This window comes from Hoylesella oralis ATCC 33269, from assembly GCF_000185145.2.
GTDB classification, from domain to species: Bacteria; Bacteroidota; Bacteroidia; order Bacteroidales; family Bacteroidaceae; genus Prevotella; species Prevotella phocaeensis.
In genome coordinates, this window is the sequence record NZ_GL833119.1 from 1,785,658 (window position 1) to 1,806,500 (window position 20,843).

Annotated in this window: 18 protein-coding genes; 13 read left to right on the forward strand and 5 right to left on the reverse strand. The window is 44.7% G+C overall.

The annotated features are described in order from the left end of the window. Positions 1-36: 36 nt before the first annotated feature. Positions 37-204, reverse strand: a complete 168-nt coding sequence (locus tag HMPREF0663_RS09860) for a hypothetical protein (RefSeq protein WP_004370355.1) — start codon at positions 202-204, stop codon at positions 37-39. Between the two features lie 577 nt (positions 205-781). Next, complete coding sequence (locus HMPREF0663_RS09865) at positions 782-1,657, reverse strand: AraC family transcriptional regulator (protein WP_004370356.1); 876 nt, start codon at positions 1,655-1,657, stop codon at positions 782-784. 119 nt (positions 1,658-1,776) lie between these two features. Between HMPREF0663_RS09865 and HMPREF0663_RS12095 the strand changes: the two genes are divergently transcribed. From HMPREF0663_RS12095 to guaA, 4 genes are all read left to right on the forward strand, one after another. After that, the gene (locus tag HMPREF0663_RS12095) at positions 1,777-1,950 is read left to right on the forward strand and encodes a hypothetical protein (protein ID WP_004370357.1); all 174 of its coding nucleotides are present in this window, start codon (positions 1,777-1,779) and stop codon (positions 1,948-1,950) included. 90 nt (positions 1,951-2,040) lie between these two features. Continuing rightward, positions 2,041-3,585, forward strand: coding sequence for a RapZ C-terminal domain-containing protein (locus tag HMPREF0663_RS09870; RefSeq protein WP_004370359.1), 1,545 nt, complete (start codon positions 2,041-2,043; stop codon positions 3,583-3,585). Between the two features lie 297 nt (positions 3,586-3,882). Next, positions 3,883-4,626 (forward strand): nucleotidyltransferase family protein, encoded by a 744-nt coding sequence (locus tag HMPREF0663_RS09875; protein WP_004370361.1) that lies wholly within the window; start codon positions 3,883-3,885, stop codon positions 4,624-4,626. Positions 4,627-4,714: 88 nt separating this feature from the next. After that, positions 4,715-6,259, forward strand: a complete 1,545-nt coding sequence (gene guaA, locus HMPREF0663_RS09880) for a glutamine-hydrolyzing GMP synthase (RefSeq protein ID WP_004370362.1) — start codon at positions 4,715-4,717, stop codon at positions 6,257-6,259. 108 nt (positions 6,260-6,367) lie between these two features. Here guaA and HMPREF0663_RS09885 read toward each other — a convergent pair whose 3' ends face one another. Both HMPREF0663_RS09885 and HMPREF0663_RS12350 read right to left on the reverse strand, forming a co-directional pair. Then, on the reverse strand, positions 6,368-7,291 hold the full coding sequence (locus HMPREF0663_RS09885; RefSeq protein WP_004370363.1) for an energy transducer TonB: 924 nt from the start codon (positions 7,289-7,291) through the stop codon (positions 6,368-6,370). 57 nt (positions 7,292-7,348) lie between these two features. Continuing rightward, the gene (locus HMPREF0663_RS12350; RefSeq protein ID WP_004370364.1) at positions 7,349-7,534 is read right to left on the reverse strand and encodes a TonB family protein; all 186 of its coding nucleotides are present in this window, start codon (positions 7,532-7,534) and stop codon (positions 7,349-7,351) included. 284 nt (positions 7,535-7,818) lie between these two features. On the opposite strand from HMPREF0663_RS12350, the gene HMPREF0663_RS09895 reads away from it, so the two are divergent. From HMPREF0663_RS09895 to HMPREF0663_RS09930, 8 genes are all read left to right on the forward strand, one after another. Continuing rightward, a complete protein-coding gene (locus tag HMPREF0663_RS09895) occupies positions 7,819-8,463 on the forward strand; it encodes a radical SAM protein (protein ID WP_004370365.1) in 645 nt (214 codons plus the stop codon). 25 nt (positions 8,464-8,488) lie between these two features. Then, positions 8,489-9,733: a phosphoserine phosphatase SerB gene (gene serB, locus HMPREF0663_RS09900; RefSeq protein ID WP_004370366.1), complete on the forward strand. Its 1,245-nt coding sequence runs from the start codon at positions 8,489-8,491 to the stop codon at positions 9,731-9,733. Positions 9,734-9,763: 30 nt separating this feature from the next. Then, positions 9,764-10,828, forward strand: coding sequence for a glycerate kinase family protein (locus HMPREF0663_RS09905; RefSeq protein WP_004370367.1), 1,065 nt, complete (start codon positions 9,764-9,766; stop codon positions 10,826-10,828). 110 nt (positions 10,829-10,938) lie between these two features. Continuing rightward, complete coding sequence (locus tag HMPREF0663_RS09910) at positions 10,939-11,148, forward strand: heavy-metal-associated domain-containing protein (protein WP_004370368.1); 210 nt, start codon at positions 10,939-10,941, stop codon at positions 11,146-11,148. A 59-nt stretch (positions 11,149-11,207) separates the two neighbouring features. Beyond that, on the forward strand, positions 11,208-13,130 hold the full coding sequence (locus tag HMPREF0663_RS09915; protein ID WP_016665133.1) for a heavy metal translocating P-type ATPase: 1,923 nt from the start codon (positions 11,208-11,210) through the stop codon (positions 13,128-13,130). 407 nt (positions 13,131-13,537) lie between these two features. After that, a complete protein-coding gene (locus HMPREF0663_RS09920) occupies positions 13,538-16,006 on the forward strand; it encodes a glycoside hydrolase family 95 protein (RefSeq protein ID WP_016665132.1) in 2,469 nt (822 codons plus the stop codon). A gap of 86 nt (positions 16,007-16,092) precedes the next feature. Further along, on the forward strand, positions 16,093-17,037 hold the full coding sequence (gene miaA, locus HMPREF0663_RS09925; RefSeq protein WP_004370371.1) for a tRNA (adenosine(37)-N6)-dimethylallyltransferase MiaA: 945 nt from the start codon (positions 16,093-16,095) through the stop codon (positions 17,035-17,037). After that, complete coding sequence (locus tag HMPREF0663_RS09930) at positions 17,007-17,942, forward strand: diacylglycerol/lipid kinase family protein (RefSeq protein ID WP_004370372.1); 936 nt, start codon at positions 17,007-17,009, stop codon at positions 17,940-17,942. The genes miaA and HMPREF0663_RS09930 overlap by 31 nt, the downstream gene beginning before the upstream one ends. 12 nt (positions 17,943-17,954) lie before the next feature. On the opposite strand, the gene HMPREF0663_RS09935 is transcribed toward HMPREF0663_RS09930, so the two are convergent. Beyond that, on the reverse strand, positions 17,955-18,659 hold the full coding sequence (locus HMPREF0663_RS09935) for a Crp/Fnr family transcriptional regulator (RefSeq protein WP_016665131.1): 705 nt from the start codon (positions 18,657-18,659) through the stop codon (positions 17,955-17,957). Positions 18,660-18,881: 222 nt separating this feature from the next. Between HMPREF0663_RS09935 and HMPREF0663_RS09940 the strand changes: the two genes are divergently transcribed. Beyond that, positions 18,882-20,831 (forward strand): glycogen debranching enzyme N-terminal domain-containing protein, encoded by a 1,950-nt coding sequence (locus HMPREF0663_RS09940; RefSeq protein WP_004370374.1) that lies wholly within the window; start codon positions 18,882-18,884, stop codon positions 20,829-20,831. Positions 20,832-20,843: the final 12 nt, after the last annotated feature.

The following is a 20,843-nucleotide window of genomic DNA, read 5'->3' on the forward strand; positions in this document are numbered from 1 at the left end:
TTACGATAAGGAGATGGTCTCCTTACAAGCTGCGGGTTATTGATTGTCCCATTGCATGTCGTTTACTTGCCATTCTTCGTCGTCTGACGCTCCTTTAGCCTCGCCTCCGTTATGAGTAGTTACTACGAATTGTGCGACGTTTTTTTCGGTTGTGAGACGGATAATCCTGATAGCGGGAGCTATGTATATCTTTCTCTTGTTCATTGTGTTGTGTGTTTATTTAATGATTTTCTTTTTTCTATTTAAAAAGTTTCTTCATATTTTCTTTGTTTTATAGTTGAATATTTAGTGCAAAATTGTGCTTGTTTTGCCTTTCGAAGTTTGATGAAAACGCATGAGAAACGTAGCAAAGGGAACTTATGTGAGCCCTTTGTTTATGGGAGATACACGGCGCTTCGCGCGTGCGTATGAGAAAGCTTAAAATAGAGGGGTTAAGCGACGGTGTGTGTGTGTGTGTGTGTGTGTGTGTGTGTGTGTGTGTGTGTGTTAGCAAAATATCTGACACTGCCAAATATAATGCGTTAAAAAGCACAGAGAAATTAAAGTTTCTCTGTACGCCATTTACACCTTTATTATATATACTACACTTTTCTAACATTTCGGGACAAAGATAGGTAATATATCTTAAACTTGCAAGTAAATGAATGAAATATTACAAATAAGATAAAAAGGATGCTTATTGGGAGTGTTCTGATTAAATATCATGGATGTAGGATGAACGTTTGAAAAAAGAATAATTACATTTGCACGTTCATGCTTTCTTATTGTAAGATGTTGGGGATTATCTTATTTTCTCTCTAAATTCCTTTGGGGTGACTCCTGTTTTCTTTTTAAATTTTGTTGAGAAGTAGCCCGAAGTATCGAAGTTCAGCAAATAGGCTATTTCTTTGACGCTCATATCCGAAGACGATAGCAGCTCCATAGCCCGCTGGAGCCGAAGTTCCTGCTGATACAGAGCGGGCGGAAATCCGGTGTATTCTTTGAATAGTTTGCGCAGTGTGGAGTAGCTTACACCCAGCTCGACGGCGATGTCTTGTATGGTTATGTCTGTTTGAAGGTTTTGTCTTATTTTTAGGCGGGCCTTGGTGATCAGTTCCACTTGTGCAGAATCTTTGTTGAAAAACATGTTTCGTTCGAGCGAATATACCAGTCCGATAAGGTGGTTCACGATGCCGGCGAGCATCTGCTGCGAATATGCCTGCTCGCGGTTGGCTGTATCTTGCGCCAATTCATACAGCCGGATGATATCGGCAGAATATCCTACGTGGTAGACGGCTTTATCGGGCGATAGGAAACCGCATGCCACGCGCTTGTCCATGTTCTCTCCTTTGAAGCCGATCCAATAGCTTTTCCATCCTGTTTGCGGCTGCGGATGATACGAGTGCCACTCTCCGGGAAAAAGAAAGAAGATATCGCCCGCTTTTATGGATACGTTTTTCAGATGGGCGGAACTGAATGTGCCGCTGCCTTCGACGATGTATAGCATTTGATATTCGTTCAATATTCTGCCTTTGTCGATGTGGAAGTAGTATCCGTCTGCGTGGCCGGTTGTCGGATAAGGCTCGTTTCGTTCTATTTCTTCGTATCCTACGGTACTTACGGTCAGTCCCCATTGCAAATCCGTGTCGTTGGCTATCAAATATTTGTTCGTCTGCATAATGTTCGATTGGTAACGTGGCAAAGGTACTAAAAAGCGGATGAATAGGCGTAATAAAAGCAAAAAACTTTCGGCATAGGCCGCACAACTCTTAACTTTTTAGTATCTTTGCCAACAGTATGAAGTACAATGTCGACTGGAAACGCCTTGGCGTATTTGTGATAATTGCCGGTAGTTTGATTATTATTACCGGTTCTTTCCTGTTATCGCTTGCTATTTTCCTTCTGCTTTTTGTTGTGGAACATCTGATAGTGGCGTGGGATGAAAAACGGAAAAAGAACAAAGATTTGTAACAGAAAAAGCAGAAAAGAAATCGGCGGACAGTATGTGATGGGAGAAAAGACCGGCATGCGTGCTGTTCCGCTGGTAAAATATTACCGCTTATGAGTGAGTTGATCGATTTATATTTAAGATGGTCGGGGGCACAGCCTGCAAATGTAGAGAAAATACCCGGTGCCGGTAGCAATCGCGCTTATTATCGTATGACCGACGATAAAGGCAAAACAGTGATCGGAGTTATCGGTACGAGCCGCGATGAAGACCACGCTTTCGTTTATTTAGCCAATCATTTCGCCACGAGTCGGATACCTGTACCCAAGGTGTTGGCGGTAAGCGCAGACGAGCTGTGTTATCTTCAGACCGACCTCGGCGACGTTTCATTATTTTCAGCCATACGCGGCGGGCGAGATGCAGGCGGCAGATATAACCAACATGAGAAGCAATTGCTCATTAATACCATACGAGAACTGCCGAATATTCAAATACGCGGTGCCCATGGGCTCGACTGGTCGAACTGTTATCCGCAGCCGGAATTTAACGAAGACAGCGTGCTTTTCGACCTTAACTACTTTAAGTATTGCTTTCTGAAGGCCACAGAACTCGATTTCCACGAACTTAAACTCGAAGCAAACTTCCGTATGTTTGCCAAAGACCTGACGGCCGAGCAGAGCGAGAGCTTTCTCTATCGCGATTTTCAGGCCAGAAATGTCATGCTCGATGCCCAAGGGCATCCCTTTTTCATAGACTTTCAAGGCGGTAGGAAGGGGCCGTTCTATTACGATCTTGCCTCTTTTCTGTGGCAGGCTTCGGCACATTATCCTTTTAAGTTGCGCAGAGAACTGGTCTACGAGTACTATAATTCGCTGAAGAACTATACCGAAGTGCCCACCGTAAGGCACTTCGTGGCACGTCTTAATCTGTTCGTGCTCTTCCGGACATTACAAGTGTTGGGCGCATACGGCTTTCGCGGCTACTTTGAACACAAGAAACATTTTATTGATTCGATACCCGCAGCGATACAGAATTTGCGAGAGCTGCTGAAGTTGAGTGCAGACGTCTTCCCTTATCCTTATATGATGGACATGTTGAGGCGGCTGACAGAGCTGCCGCAATTCGCTATAGCCGAGAAACCCTCGGTGAATAGAGCCGACGGATACAAGATAACCGACAGCAAGGTATATCCTGCGAACCCGCTCGATGGCCCTGCAACGTTTTCAAAGTACGATGGCAAAGGCCCTCTTGTGATCACCGTGTACAGTTTTTCCTACCACAAAGGATTGCCCGAAGATACTTCCGGCAACGGCGGAGGTTATGTGTTCGACTGTAGGGCTACGCATAATCCCGGGCGATATGAGCCATATAAAAAGCTTACAGGGCTCGACGAGCCCGTTATACGTTTTCTCGAAGACGACGGCGAGATACTTACGTTCTTGGAAAACGTGTACAAACTGGCCGATCACCACGTAAGGCGTTACATACAGCGCGGGTTCACGAGCCTGATGTTTTCGTTCGGTTGTACCGGCGGACAGCACCGGTCTGTGTACAGCGCGCAGCATTTAGCCGAGCATTTGCATGATAAATTCGGTGTCGAAGTGCATATCGTGCATCGCGAGCAAGGCATTTCACAGGTGCTTGAAGCAAAGAAATAAGCAAAGAAACAAAATATTTTCATCACATGGGCGGCAAAGATACATACCATCTTCGTCGCCCATGCTTTTTATATCTGTTTCCTTCATCAATCCCGACGGTCGAAAATATGTTGCATAGGCGACATGCCAGTTATCGATAGAGGCGACATCTAAACCAGATAAAAATGCTGTCTATGCCCGATAAAAGCACTATATATCGTTTACATTTCGCGCCTCTTCTTTTTTTATATCTTGTTTATGAAACTTTTTGCAGACTGAAATATATTCGCTATCTTTGCATGCATTAAAGACATTTCTATGATGCAAGCAATGATTTTTGCGGCCGGATTGGGTACACGCCTCAAGCCTATCACCGATACGACGCCCAAAGCGTTGGTAAGGGTGGGCGGTGAGCCGTTGCTGAAGTATGTGATCATGAAAATGAAAAGTGCCGGCTTCGGAAAAATTGTAGTAAACGTACACCATTTTGCCGACCAAATCATAGACTATATAAGGACAAACAATAACTTCGGACTGGACGTCTGTGTGAGCGATGAGCGCGAAATGTTGCTCGATACCGGTGGAGGTATCAAAAAAGCTATGCACTTTTTCGATGCCAATAGCCCAATCTTAATTCATAATGTGGATATTCTAAGCAACGTAGACCTTAAATGTATTTACGAAAAAGGGCGAAATGCCGATGCTACGTTGCTTGTCAGTCGGCGAAAAACCAAACGTTATCTGCTTTTCTCTAAAGATGCTTCTCGCTTTCTGAAAGGGTGGACGAACATCGAGACGGGCGAAGTAAAGAGCTCATACGATAGCCTCGATCCCGCTTCCTGCGATATGTATGCCTTTAGCGGCATACATGTACTTTCTCCGTCTCTGTTTCCTTGTATAGAAGAAATGCCGAACAAATTCGGTATTGTAGACTTTTATCTGAAATGGTGCAGCCGTTTTTCCGTTCACGGATGCGTGAAGGAAGACTTGAAATTGCTGGATGTAGGAAAATTAGACTCGCTGCACGAGGCAGACAGCTTTTTGAAACAACTAAATAAGTAAATATATATCATGGCCCGAGCAAGGCTTCCTGTCGGCTTTCGTCTGCAGAGTAGAGCGTGGTATGAGGCCTTTAAATTCATTTTATATTATGCAACAGAAGATTATAATTCTTGATTTCGGTTCGCAAACAACGCAGCTCATCGGCCGACGGGTACGCGAACTGGATACCTTCTGCGAAATCCTTCCTTACAATAAGTTCCCAAAGAACGATCCTTCTGTAATCGGAGTAATCTTGAGCGGTTCGCCTTATTCCGTGCACGATAAGGAGGCTTTCAAGTGCAATTTGGGCGGTTTCATCGGCAAATATCCCGTGCTCGGCATCTGTTATGGTGCGCAGTTCATTGCTTATGCCAACGGCGGAAAGGTGGAACAGACAGGCATTCGCGAATATGGACGGGCAAACTTGCAGCAGTTCGATGCCGGAAATCCACTGTTCAAAGGCTTTGATGAAAACTCACAAGTATGGATGAGCCATGGCGATACCATTACTGCAATTCCGCAAGATTGCCATGTCATCGCCTCTACGGCCGATGTAAAATTCGCCGCTTATGCCGGTTCGTCGGCCCCGTTATGGGCGGTTCAGTTTCATCCGGAGGTGTTTCATACCATACAAGGTAAAACACTGCTCCGTAACTTTGTCGTAGATATCTGCCATTCCCGTCAGGAATGGAGCCCGTCTTCGTTCGTTGAAACAACCGTAAAAGAGCTTAAAGAGCAGTTAGGCAATGATCGTGTTATCCTCGGACTGTCGGGCGGAGTAGACTCTTCGGTGTGCGCTACACTCCTGAACAAAGCCATCGGCAGTAATCTTACGTGCATATTCGTGGATCACGGTATGCTTCGAAAGAACGAATTCCGTAAGGTTATGGATGCTTATCAGGGTTTGGGACTCCACGTGATAGGCATAGATGCAAGCAAAAAGTTCTTTGACGACCTTGCTGGAGTTACCGATCCGGAGCAGAAACGCAAGATTATAGGGCGCGATTTTGTAGAGGTTTTCAATGCTGAAGCTAAAAAAATAACCGATGCCAAGTGGCTTGCACAAGGAACGATCTATCCGGATAGGATCGAAAGTCTTAGCATCACGGGCATGACTATTAAGAGTCATCATAACGTAGGAGGCCTGCCTAAGGAGATGAAATTGCAACTTTGCGAACCTTTACAGTGGCTCTTTAAGGACGAAGTGCGGCGTGTGGGACGCGAATTGGGTATGCCCGAGCGGCTTATCAAGCGCCATCCGTTCCCCGGACCGGGCTTAGCAGTGCGTATACTTGGTGATATTACGCCCGAAAAAATCCGCATTCTGCAGGATGCGGACGATATTTATATCAAGGCGATGCACGACTATATTTGTGACGATGGCACAAGTTTGTACGATAAAGTGTGGCAGGCTGGTACCGTATTGTTGTCGACTATCCGCAGCGTAGGCGTCATGGGCGACGAACGGACATACGAACATCCCGTGGCATTGCGTGCGGTTACGAGTCAAGATGCTATGACTGCGGACTGGGCACACCTACCTTTTGACTTCATGGCGAAGGTTTCCAACGAGATTATCAATAAAGTGAAAGGCGTCAACCGTGTGTGTTACGACATCTCGTCGAAACCGCCTTCGACCATCGAATGGGAGTAATCGTCGCCTTTTCTCCAAGGAGTAGCAAGGAAGAAGATAAAGGATGAAAGAAGAGGGAGGAGCGATTAGTGGCGTTAACCTCTCCTCCCTCTTCTTTCATTTTACATCTTAAAACTTCACCGCTACGTAGTGTTCCACCCTTACTACTTTGCCATCGTGAGTGCCGGGCAACCATTTAGGCATGCTGTTGACGATGCGTAAGGCCTCTTTGTCGAGCAACGGATCGACCGATCGTAATATTTTAACATCGCTAAGCGATCCGTCTCGTTCTACAATAAAGTTCACAACAACGCGTCCGTGTATATCGCTATCGCCATTAGGATAACGAAGATTGTCGGCAATATATTTCGTCAAAGCCTGCAATCCTCCTTGAAATTGAGGACTGTTTTCCACATATGAGTACACCGGATTGTTCGGATCGTCGCCCTTTTTGTTTCGAATAGCGGCCGGAGCCTGTATTTCTCCCGTGATTAAATAAGAGGGAACGGCTTTGTATTCGGTTGTATCTGTCGCGTTACATACATCGGCTGTGTCGGTTATGATTGCATTAGGTTTTATTTCGATGTCTCCTGTTTGTATGTTCTCCGGTGAGGAAAACAGTGTTTTTCCATGCCTATTTCTTTTTTGTTTATGATTGACAGCGATTTCTGGAGGTATAAACTTTACCATTGTCCTTACGGGACTATCGGACGGAGATGCAATATCACCATCGATATCCCCCGTTGCTATCCGAATTCTTTCTACAACAGTTTCCGTCTTATTCTTTGCTTTAGATGTCTTAGGCGTTTCGTGGCAGGCCGTCAGTGATGCCATTCCTACAGACAGTCCGAGCAATGTAACAGCCTTACCTGCCATGTGTCGCATATCCAGTTCGCGCTCTATAAACCTTACTTCGGCCTCGCACGCCGGACAGGTGCCTCGGCATTCGCCCTTGAAGTGGCAGGGCGTAGGGGCATATCCGATACCGTTGGCATCGGCAATCTGTTTGCGTATCTGTTTCAATACGTTGCAAATGCTTCTTCCTTTTGCCATAATGTTTAATTTAAATGTAATGTGTAAAATGCTTATATATAATGAATAACGGTCTTATCAGTATGCCCTAAAGTTGATAGGTATATTGTATTTCACCCTTACCACCTTGCAGTTTTGCGTTCCGGGCATCCGTCTTGACATGCTTCTTACTATGCGTAGAGCTTCTTTATCGAACGCCGGAGTAACCGATCTGACAATTATAACGTTGCTGAGCAAGCCGTCTTCGGTTACAAAGATAAGCAAAAAGCGGTTTTATGTCAACAGATTGTCTGCTGTTGACACAATGTTATCGCGTTATATTATTGATAATAAAAGGATTAATAATTCTACTGTATTATATTCTGACACATCGAATGCCATGTTAATATGGCAGTATCTTCTTTGTTTTTCTTTGGAGGGAGCGGGGAAAGACAGGCCGTCTTTTGCTTTTATTCTATAAAATAACCATTTGAAGGTTTGCGTAATTCTACAATAAACACTATATTTGTGGCGGTAAATATTTACGGAACAAATGTTTTAAAAGGTATATGGACGGGCGAAACAATACCGTGCGAACATACGAAATGGAACCATTGATCGGTATCGACCGGCACAGGTTGACTACCGACGGCATAGGAGTAACCACGCTGGTTGCCTTTCATGGTTGTCCGTTGCGATGCAAATTCTGCCTTAATGAACAGTGTCTTGCGCCCGAAGGAATATGGGAATATTATACTACCAAGCAGCTTCTCGAGGCCGTGATGGTAGATAATATGTACTTTCTTGCCACGGGTGGGGGTATTACATTCGGCGGCGGTGAGCCCTTATTGCGTAGCCATTTCATCAAAGAGTTTTGTATCTTAATGCCCAAAACGTGGCACATAACGTTGGAAACAAGTCTGAATGTGCCCCTCAAGCATTTGCAGGAGGTGGCTCCTTTCATAGGAAACTATATCGTAGACATTAAGGATATGGATGCTGAAGTGTATAAATCGTACACTACTTTAAGCAATATACGGGTGAAAGATAACCTGCGTTGGCTCGTCGCACAGGGCATGGCAGACCGCGTAACGGTGCGCATTCCGCTGATACCCGACCATAACGACGACGCTTTCCGTAACAAAAGCGAGCATGAATTGCGCGATATGGGCTACTTAAGTTTCGATAAATTCGATTATATCAGGAAAAATTAATCATCACCAATCGGTTATATAAAAGATGGAAGATACATCAATAAAAGAAGAACAGATACTTGTTCGTATTACTGGACAGGACAGACCGGGCCTTACGGCATCGGTTATGGAGATATTGGCAGGGCAGGGTGCGCAGGTTCTGGATATCGGTCAGGCCGATATCCATAGTACTCTGTCGCTCGGAATTCTTATCCGCATCGACGACATACATTCCGGACAGGTAATGAAGGAGTTGCTTTTCAAGGCTTCGGAACTTGGAGTAAACATCGGTTTCGAGCCCATATCAGACGGTAAATACGAGGATTGGGTAAGCCAACAGGGTAAGAATCGCTACATTCTTACTATCATCGGGCGCCGTTTGTCGGCACGCCAAATTGCGGCAACCACAAAGGTTATCGCCGGTCAAGGGCTGAATATCGACTCCATTCTGCGCCTAAGTGGACGCGTAAGTATTAAAAATCCGAGCCGTAATGTGCGTGCATGTATAGAGTTTTCACTGCGCGGTACTCCCGATAACCGTGCCTTGTTGCAGAAAGATTTGATGAACCTGTCGTCGGAGATGGGGATGGATTTCTCTTTTCAAAAGGATGATATGTACCGGCGTATGCGCCGTTTGATATGCTTCGATATGGACTCTACACTCATCCAAACAGAGTGCATCGACGAATTGGCGGCACGTGCAGGGGTGGGAGAGCAGGTAAGAGCCATCACCGAACGTGCCATGCGAGGCGAGATAGACTTTAAGGAAAGCTTCAAAGAGCGTGTGGCTTTACTGAAAGGACTTGATGTGAGTGTCATGAAGGAGATAGCAGAAAGCATGCCGGTTACGGAAGGTGTCGACAGATTAATGTCTGTATTGAAGCGCTGCGGGTATAAAATTGCCATTTTGAGCGGTGGTTTTACCTATTTCGGAGAGTTCCTGCAACGGCGTTATGGTATTGACTATGTGTATGCAAACGAACTGGAAATCGACGAAAACGGTAAACTCACGGGGCGCTATGTAGGCGAGATTGTGGACGGACAGCGTAAGGCCGAGTTGCTGAAACTTATTGCTCAGGTGGAGAAAGTGAACCTTGCGCAGACTATAGCCGTGGGAGATGGTGCCAACGACCTGCCCATGATATCCGAAGCGGGATTAGGTATAGCTTTCCATGCCAAGCCACGTGTTGTGGCTAATGCACAGCAATCGCTCAATACTATGGGCTTGGATGGCGTGTTATATTTCCTTGGTTTCAAAGACAGTTATCTCGGCGATCAAGGACGTTTGTAGGGACTTACGTACACAGACTGTAGAAATCGCATGAATATCGTTCTTGCTATAGACTCTTTCAAAAGCTGTTTAACGACGGTAGAGGCTGAAGTTGCTGCAGCAGAAGGGGCGAAGCAGACGGTAAAGGACGCAAATGTTACGGCTGTGCCCATGTCGGATGGTGGCGACGGGATGCTCGAAGTCTTTGCTCATGCGCTGCATGCAAAGCTCGTAGAAGTCGATGTGCACGATGCACTGATGCGATCTGTGCGTGCTAAATATGCCGTTACGTCGGACGAAACGGCAATCATAGAAGCGGCGCAGGCATGCGGTATCGCTCTTATATCACCTGAAGAACGCGATGCGGAACATGCTACATCGTTTGGAGTCGGTGAACTCATCAATGCTGCGTGGTACAGAGGGTGCCGTCGTTTCATCGTTGGATTGGGCGGGAGTGCCACGTCTGACTGTGGTATGGGGATGCTCTCGGCACTCGATACGGCAATAAGTATGGAGTCGGAACCGTTGGATATTGTTCTTGCATCCGATGTCAAAAACCCGCTTTACGGTAAGAATGGCGCGGCATTCGTATATGCTATGCAGAAAGGGGCTACTGCGGAACAGGTCGAAAGGTTAGACATGAAGGCACGGCAATTTGCTACCGAGTCTGCAAAATTATTGGGACGAGACCTTTCCATGGCACAAGGTGCAGGCGCAGCCGGTGGACTTGGCTACGCTTTCATGCAGTATTTGGGGGCGAAAATGCAGTCGGGAGCGGAACTGTTGCTACGACTTACCGGTTTCGACACTATTCTGCAAACTGCCGATTATGTAATAACAGGCGAGGGAAATGCCGATAGTCAGACCTTAATGGGTAAGCTCCCGAGCGTGATTTTGCGCCATGCAAAAGCAGCAGAAGTGTCGATTTGGCTTATCGCGGGCAGTATATCGGATCGCGAAAGATTGCTCGCAGCAGGTTTCGATCGTGCAGAAAGCATCAATCCTCCCAATATCTCTCTGTCCGAGGCCATGCATCCGAAGACGGCAAAGCGCAACATTAGCACAACAGTATGCCGATTGTTGCGGGAAGAAATGGTACGTATGCAGAACCGATAGATACGAAACGGACCTTACAGGAATATTACAATTCTTTTCCATAATACTGTAACACAGGTGTCCTCTCTTTATTGTATCTTTGCTATTACAAATATATAATATGGAGAAATATGAAAACTAAAACATTTAAAGTAAACGGAATGGCCTGCGATCATTGCAGGGCAAAGGTGGAAAAAAGGCTTTCTTGCCTCGTTGGAGTAGAGAAAGCAGAGGCTAATTTGAGCGATAAAAGCGTTACGATAACTTACGATGATGAGCTTACAAAACCCGAATACATGAAGAAAGCCGTAGACGAAATAGGCTACGACCTGCAGCTTTGAATCTTTGGAGATGCTTCTTTGACCGGTAAAATAACGTTTTCAGAAAGGATAATAATATGATGGAAAAGAGAACGATACCCGTTATCGGGATGGCATGTGCGTCGTGTTCCGCCAACGTGGAGCGCAAGTTAAACTCTTTGGAGGGCGTAACATCAGCTTCGGTAAGCCTTCCCGGACGGTCTGCCTTAGTGGAGTACGATCCGAAAACCATATCTCTTCAAAAGATGAAAGACGAGATCAACGGCATCGGATACGACTTGGTAATCGAGGAAGACCGCAGTGTTACGGAAATACTTCGCCGCGAATACGTGCTTTTACGCCATAAAGTAATTCTGTCGTGGATATTCGCTGTGGCAGTTATGTCGGTATCTATGGGGTGGTGGCATGTAGGTTCGCGCGACGTTACCAACCAGTTTGCCATGATTATAGCACTGTTGAATATGGTTTATTGCGGGCGACAATTCTACGTTACATCGTGGAAACAGCTGCGTCGTGGCACAGCAAATATGGACGTATTGGTAGCATTGAGCACCGCTATAGCATTCCTTTTCAGCACGTTCAACACCTTCTTCGGCGATGCAGTGTGGACCTCTCGCGGTATCGAGTGGCATACCTATTTCGATGCATCGGTAATGATAATCACATTTGTGCTTACAGGAAGGATGCTTGAAGAGCGTGCCAAGAACAGTACAGCATCGAGCATTCGGGAGTTGATGGGCCTTGCTCCGAAGACGGCACATAGTGTTACGGCCGACGGAGTAACGGATGTTCCGCTTTCGACCATTAAAGTAGGTGATATTATCGAGGTACATGCAGGCGAAAAAGTGCCTGTAGACGGTGAGGTGACAGAGGCTAATAGCTTCATGTCTGCCACAGGTGTGTACATCGATGAGGCCATGATTACGGGCGAACCTACACCTGTATTGAAGCAAAAAGGCGACAACGTGCTCGCCGGAACTATCCTCCAACAGGGTACGTTCCGCTTCCGAGCCCGGCAAATCGGCGAGAATACGGCGCTGGCACATATCATACGTATGGTGCAGGAGGCACAAAGTTCTAAAGCACCCGTACAGCGTACGGTAGACAAAGTAGCGATGGTGTTCGTTCCCATAGTAGCGGGAATAGCGCTACTTACATTTGCTTTGTGGCTTATCATTGCCGGATGGTCTCACATGCCGCAGGCTATAGTTTCGGCAGTGAGTGTGCTTGTCATTGCTTGTCCGTGCGCAATGGGGCTCGCAACGCCCACTGCATTGATGGTAGGCATAGGGAAAGCGGCGCATAGGAATATCCTGATCAAAGACGCTACAGCCTTGGAAGCGCTCCGCAATGTAAACGCGATGGTGGTAGACAAGACGGGTACGCTTACGATACCCAATCTGAATGTTGACTTTACCAAGGCAGACGACATGAAACCTGAGGAACGTGAAACGCTTAAACCCCATGCACATGAGGCCATAGAAATGCTCGGAAAGCAAGGAGTAGACGTGTATATGATGAGCGGAGACAAGGAAGAAGCCGCCAAATACTGGGCTGAAAAGGCGGGAATAAGGCATTATCAGAGTAATGTAGCGGCCAAAGACAAGGAAAATCTGGTGCGTAAACTGCAGCGAGAAGGTAAGACTGTGGCCATGATGGGTGATGGAATTAACGACACGCAGGCATTGGCAACGGCCGATGTAAGTATAGCTATGGGACGTGGAACCGATGTTGCGATGGATGTGGCACAGGTTACGTTGATGGGAGATGACCTACGTAATGTTTCCGATGCTATACGATTGAGCAAAAAGACCGTGCGGATGATTTACGAAAACCTATTCTGGGCGTTTGTCTACAACCTTGTTTGTATTCCGTTGGCGGCAGGTCTGCTCTATCTGTTCGGTATCGATTTCCAGATTACACCTACTTGGGCGAGCGCTTTAATGGCATTCAGCAGTGTGAGTGTAATACTTAACAGCTTGAGACTTAGGTATATGGATTAACGATATTCGAGCTTTTATTAAAAGACAAACAGGCTGTCTTCCGCATCTTGTTTGTTCTATTGCAGAGACGAGACATAAAAGGTATTACAGACAGACCTTTTGTGTTTCGCCTCTGTTTTATTATTATTGCAAAGACACCCGTTATGTCTTGTTTTATTAAACAGTATATGTGTGCCGGTTAGATGCATCGTCTGTGCGGAATAAATATATGAAGTATCGAAGATAGATGGCGTGGTACGTCTTGCGATCTCTTATCCCTATTCCTGCATCCCTCATCCTTTATGTCGTTTCATTTGTAAAAACTATTCGGAAAACACTTGTGTATATCGTAATTTTTAATGAACTTTGTAGAGAATGAACCGCCGATGTACGAAAGGCGTACCTATTGATTAAATATAACCATCGATATGAACAAAATCTTTTTATGTTGTGTCTGTATGCTTTTTTGCCATCCTGTACAAGTTGTAAGCATGGATGATGGCGCCGCAATGCCGGTCGTGTTGTCCGAATACACCTGCTATCCGGCTGCTTATTATGCGCCTTCTCACCCGATGACTCTATGGTATACGGCGCCTGTTACAGCTATGCAGGTGGACGATCCGTGGCAAGAATATGCCTTGCCGATAGGAAACGGACAGCTGGGAGCAATGATCTATGGCGGAATACGACAAGATATAGTTCAGTTCAACGAGAAAACTCTTTGGACCGGAAGTGCCGAAGAACGGGGCTCTTATCAAAACTTCGGTGCGCTGGTGATAGAAAATATCGGCGGTTCTTACGATAGGCGTGGCGTGTATAATTATTACCGCAATCTCGATCTTAGCAATGCCACGGCCGTTGCATCGTGGTCTACCGCCGACGGCGATACTGTTTATACCCGAGAATATATAGCAAGTAATCCCGCACAGTGTGTGGTTATCCACATGAAAGCATCTGTTCCGAGAGCGATAAACAACCGCTTTTATCTGAACGATGTACACGGGCGGGAAACTTATTATCAAGGTAAAGAAGGTATGTTTGCCGGAAAGTTGACGACTGTAAGTTACTGTGCCCGGATGAAAGTGGCAGCTGTAGGTGGAACGGTGACAACAACAAATGATGGTATCGTGGTAAAACATGCCGACGAAGTGATGGTAATACTTGCTGCCGGTACCGATTATAATGCCGTTGCACCGAGCTATATAAGCCACACGACATTATTGCCGTCGCGAATAAAGAATACGGTTGACAGTGCTGTTTCTATGGGATGGCAGGCGTTGTATAGCCGGCATGTGGAAGATTACAAGGCATTTTACGACCGTACAGACTTGCAATTGGGCGGCGTAACCAATACGATACCGACGGATAAACTGATAGATGGCTATGCCGAAAACTACGAACACGACAACCGTTACCGATTGATAGAGCAACTTTACTTTCAGTATGGGCGCTATCTGCTTATCTCATCGTCGCGCGGCATAGACCTTCCGAATAATCTGCAAGGCATTTGGAACAACAGTAACGAGCCTGCTTGGCAGTGCGATATGCACGCAGATATCAATGTACAGATGAATTATTGGCTTGCTAACAGTACGAACCTTTCCGAGATGAACGAGAAGTTATTGAACTACATCTATAATATGGCACTCGTACAACCGCAATGGAAATCGTATGCCCGTGTGCGTTTAAGGCAGCAAAACGGGTGGGCTTGTTTTACTGAAAATAATATCTTCGGGCATTGCACCGCGTGGCAAAACAACTATTGCGCGGCAGGTGCGTGGCTTTGTGCGCACCTTTGGCAGCATTACCGCTACACGCTCGACCGTGAATTTCTGCTACATAAGGCTCTTCCGGTGATGGTCAGCCAGTGCGAGTTCTGGTTGGAAAGGCTCGTAAAAGCCACCGACGGAACTTATGAATGCCCCGACGAGTATTCGCCGGAGCACGGTCCGGGAACGGAAAGCGCCCCGGGTGTGTATGCCATTAAGCCCGAAAATGCCACGGCTCATGCTCAACAACTTGTAAAATATCTCTTTTCTGCTACGCTGAAAGCTATCAGTATCGTCGGTAACAAGGCAGCCTGTGTAGATAGAATGTTTGTAAAGGCACTGAAAGAAAGGCTTCTTGGTTTGGATACAGGTTTGCATAATGAGGTGTATACGGGGAAATGGGGCAACGTGTATAACGGTGTAACGGCGGGAGACAGTATTCTTCGCGAGTGGAAATATACCGACTATGCTAACGGTAATGGGAAAGAACGCGATCACAGGCACCTTTCACACCTGATGGAGCTATATCCGCTCGATGGTATCTCGCCGAAGAGTCCTTATTTCCTGTCGGCTGTAAATTCCTTGCGCCTACGGGGTATCCAGTCTCAGGGATGGTCTATGGGGTGGAAAATTAACCTTTGGGCACGAGCATTCGATGGAGATGTTTGTGCTAAGATATTCAAAATGGCCTTTCAGCATTCCAAATATTACACGCTTAACATGTCGCCCGAGGCAGGTGGAATATATTATAACATGCTGGATGCCCATTCTCCGTTTCAGATAGACGGTAATTTCGGTGTAGCTGCAGGTATGGCTGAAATGTTGTTGCAAAGCTGTACGGACACGATACACCTGCTTCCGGCACTGCCGAAAATATGGTCTGAGGGAACTGTGAGAGGGTTATGTGCCGTCAATCGGTTCGAGATAAGTGAAACATGGGCGGATATGCAGCTCACAGAGGTAACGGTTAAATCGCTCGGCGGTATGAGATGTAGATTATATTATCGGGGAATGGGATATGCAAAAATTACAGATAAGAACGGCAGGATGCCGAAATTGAGAAAGAAAACGGCCGATTACGTAGAATTTGATACGGATAGAGGGAACATATATAGGATATGTTTCTGACGTAAGAACACGATACGTTTACCGCATTTAATTCTTTTTTATACAAAACGATGGCACTATGAGTTTTTTTCAGTAAGTTTGTAACCATGAAAATGATAACCATACTCGGGCCTACAGCAAGCGGAAAGACGGCACTTGCTGCCGCTCTGTCGGCTAAAATCGGTGCAGAAATTATCAGTGCAGACAGTAGGCAGGTGTACAGGCGTATGGATGTAGGCACGGGAAAAGATTTGGACGATTATACTGTGGGCGGGGTAAAAGTGCCTTATCACCTTATAGATATAGCGGAACCCGGTACGAAGTACAACCTTTTCAGATACCAGCAAGACTTTAAGACGGTGTATGATGATTTGACAAAACAAGGTGTTACGCCCGTTTTATGTGGCGGTACCGGCTTGTATATCGAGGCCGTGTTGAAAGGATATGCACTTTCTCCCGTTCCGCAGAATACGGTATTGCGCGAACAGTTGGCTGGAAAATCGTTGCTTGAGCTTACATCTATGCTCGAAGAATTGAAATGTAAGACCGGTTCAAATATGCATAACCGGTCGGATGTAGACACTGTACAGCGTGCGATAAGAGCTATCGAGATAGAAACTTATAACTTGGAACACCCTACGCAAGAGCGGGTGATGCCGCCGATAGACTCTTTAATTGTCGGTGTAAGTATCGGGCGGGAGCAACGTAGAGAAAGAATAACGGCCCGATTGAGGCAACGTCTCGACGAAGAAGGTATGGTAAACGAGATTAAGGCATTGCTCGATAGCGGCGTAGATGCCGAAGATTTAATTTACTACGGATTGGAATATAAGTTCGTAACAGAATATCTGATTGGCACAATCACGTATGAAGAGATGTTCAGAGGGCTTGAAATTGCCATTCATCAGTTTGCCAAACGGCAGATGACATGGTTTAGAGGCATGGAAAGGCGTGGTTTTACGATACATTGGATTGATGCCTTGTTGCCTTTGGACGAAAAAATAAAACAGATAGAACGACTATGGCAGGGAACAGTTTACGGTGGGGAGTGATTTATTGTCCTAAATCAACGGCGCGAAATGCACGGAAAAGATGGAATAGGATAGAGAGATATCTTGATGAGCAGGACATACAATACGATTATGTGTATAGTGAAAGCTCGGAAAGTGTGGAAAGACTCGTCACTATGATGATCAATAACGGTTACAAGACTATTGTGATTGCAGGGGGAGATTCTGCCTTGAATGACGCTGCAAACTGCTTAATGCGCGAAGAAAAAGCCGTTAGAGAGAGTATTTCGTTGGGTGTTATCCCTTGTGGGGTAATGAATGATTTTGCCCATTTCTGGAATTTAAAGGAAGGAGAGGAAGATATTGCCATTGCCCAGTTGAAGAAACATCGTGTGCGCAGAATAGATTTGGGCTGCATAAGATATAAGAATAAGCATAACGAGGCTTGTCATCGTTATTTTTTGAATTGTGTAAATGTTGGATTGGTTGCCTCGATAATGAACCTTCGCAGGCAGACGAAACGTATTTTCGGTTCACGAACATTATCGTTTCTATTCTCTTTTATACTGCTTATTTTTCAGCGTATGGAGTATAAAATGCGTATTAAAATCAATACAGACTCGATACATCGTAGTGTTATGACTATGTGTGTGGGCAATGCTTTAGGCTATGGACAGACGCCAAATGCCGTTCCTTATAACGGTTTACTTGATGTTTCTGTGGTGTACCATTCTGAAATGATGCAGCTGTTCGGAGGTATCTATCTCTTTTTACAGGGGAAAATTTTAAATCATAAGGGAGTGTACCCTTATCGCACATATAAAGTAATGGTTGAAGAATCGCATCATGCGCCCGTTAGTATAGACGGACGACTGATGAATACACCCGTGGGAGCGTTTACATTGACGGTAGAACAGGAAGTTATCAACTTCCTTATTCCAGATTGAAAAAGAAGGATGCTAACCGATTTTCGATATTTTAGAAAGAGCATTCTCGTTAAGTATCTTAATACTACGGCCTTTTGTTTCTATTAGATGTTCTTTCGAAAAAGTAGAAAGAGTGCGAATGACATTGCTTGTCGTCATATTCGATAGGTCGGCAATATCTTCACGTCGCAAACGGATGCTTAGGGTAGCACCGTCAGGTTCGACTCCATAGTTATCTCTTAGATAGATCAGAGTCTCGGCTAATCGGCCTCTAATGTGCTTTTGGGTAAGGTTTATGATGCGTTCATCGGATGTTCCCAATTCTTTTGATAAACGGTTGATAATGAAAAATCCTATATGAAAGTTCTCTTTAATCAGTTGAATAACGAAACGCATAGGAATAAAAGCAACGGTAGAGGGCTCGAATGCTTTGGCTGAAGTCTTGTAATATTCATTGGCAAAATAGGCCCTATAACCGAAAAAATCTATGGGTTTTATTATTCTTACGATCTGGTTTCTTCCATTTAATGCTTCTTTATACACTTTAACTTTTCCCTGAAGCAGACAAATTAAATCGGTGGGTGTTTCTAATTTGTTGTAGATAAGGTCTTTTTTCTTCAAATATTTGACAGATATATTCTCTTTCAAAGCCTGTCGTTGACTTTTTGTGAGAGGATTCCATAACCGAGCAATCGCATCTACAATCTCATTTTTCGTCAATTCCTTATCTGTAGACATATACATAATTATATTATGTGCAAAATTAATAATATTTATTTAAAAGCGTTATAGAGAATTTGAAAAATGTTTTATAAAACATAAAATACGGACTTTTATTTAAAATAAAGCCCGTTTTATTTTGTAACTTAATCAAATAAATGTATCTTTGAGATGTTGAATGCAGTTGCCGAAGACTGTTTTAACATGAATTGAATATAAATTTTAAACCTTAATTGACCTATGAGTTATCTACGATTTGAAAAGGCATTGATGACTAATTTAGAGGAATCGTTGCCGAGGGAATTGCTTCGTACGAACCGGTCGGGTGCTTATTCATGCTCCACAATTGTAGATTGCAATACCAGAAAGTATCATGGACTGCTCGTTGTTCCTGTGCCGGAATTGGATGATGAGAACCATGTCTTACTTTCTTCGCTTGATGCTACAGTGGTACAACATGGAGCAGAGTTTAATCTTGGTCTTCACAAATATCAGGGCAATAATTATAGTCCTAAAGGTCACAAATACATAAGAGAATTTGATTGTGACAAAGTTCCTACTACGCTTTATCGGGTAGGAGGGGTTGTATTAAAGAAAGAAGTTGTTTTTCAACATTATGAAGACCGTATTTTAATTCGGTACACGTTAGTTGATGCACATTCTGCAACAATACTTAGGTTTCGTCCATTCTTAGCTTTCAGGAGCGTAAGGCAGTTTACACATGAAAATTCAACGGCAAGTAGAGATTATTCTCTTGTAGACAATGGCATTCGCACTTGCATGTATGCCGGATATCCCGATCTATATATGCAATTCAGTAAAAGCAATGAGTTCGTTTTTCATCCCGATTGGTATCGAGGAGTGGAGTATCCGAAAGAACAAGAACGCGGATATGCCTCGAATGAAGATTTGTATGTCCCCGGCTTCTTTGAAATGAATATTAAGAAAGGAGAGAGTATTGTATTTGCTGCATCTACTTCGGAAAGTAAGACGGGAGGATTAAAAAAGCTCTTTGACAAAGAGGTGGAGGAGCGTAGTCCACGCGATAATTTCTTGCATTGCCTTATTAATGCAGCCCATCAGTTCCATAATAGAACGAAAAAAGATGAGAGATATATTCTGGCGGGATACCCTTGGTTCAAGAGCCGTGCACGTGATACGTTTATTGCTTTACCGGGATTAACGCTTTCTATTGAGGAGCAAGACTATTTCGAACTTGTGATGAAAACGGCAGAAAAGGGCTTGCGTGAGTTTATGGGAGGTAAACCTTTGAGTGTAAAGATTTATGAAATGGAGCAGCCGGACGTACCTCTATGGGCGGTATGGGCTATACAACAGTATGCTAAGGAGGTTGGACATGAGAAATGTATAGCGATGTATTCAAAGCTATTGTATGATATTGTTAAATTTATAGAGGAAGGAAAGCACCCGAATTTATCGCTTGAAGATAATGGATTATTAAAGACCGATGGCAGAGATCGGGCCGTTACATGGATGAATTCTACCGCAAATGGCAGACCAGTTGTTCCGCGTTCAGGCTATATAGTGGAGTTCAATGCTCTTTGGTACAATGCCTTGAAATTTATTGCAAGTATCGCTGCAGAGGACGACAAGGCAGACATGTCAGAACACCTTGAAACTTTAGCAGAAAAATGCAGAGCGTCTTTTGTCTCAACTTTTGTTAACGAGTATGGATATTTGTTCGATTATGTGGATGAAAGGGTAACAACAGATTGGAGCGTTAGGCCAAATATGATTTTTGCAGTGGCACTCGACTATTCTCCTTTAAGTCAAACACAACGGAAAGATGTTCTTGATATATGTACGAAAGAGTTGCTTTCACCCAAGGGACTTCGTTCATTATCTCCCAAAAGTAGTGGATACAATCCGATGTATGTCGGTCCGCAAACACAAAGAGACTATGCTTATCACCAAGGTACAGCATGGCCTTGGTTAGGAGGTTTTTATATGGAGGCGTGTTTGAAGATATATAAACGTACGAGTCTTAGTTTTGTGGAACGCCAGATGGTGGGATATGAAGATGAGATGTTCAATCTATGTTTAGGTACAATCCCTGAACTATTTGACGGAAATCCGCCCTTTAAAGGGAGGGGAGCAATCTCATTTGCCATCAATGTAGCAGAAATATTGCGAACATTGGAGTTGCTTGAAAAGTTTAACTTTAAATAATCTGGGAGGACA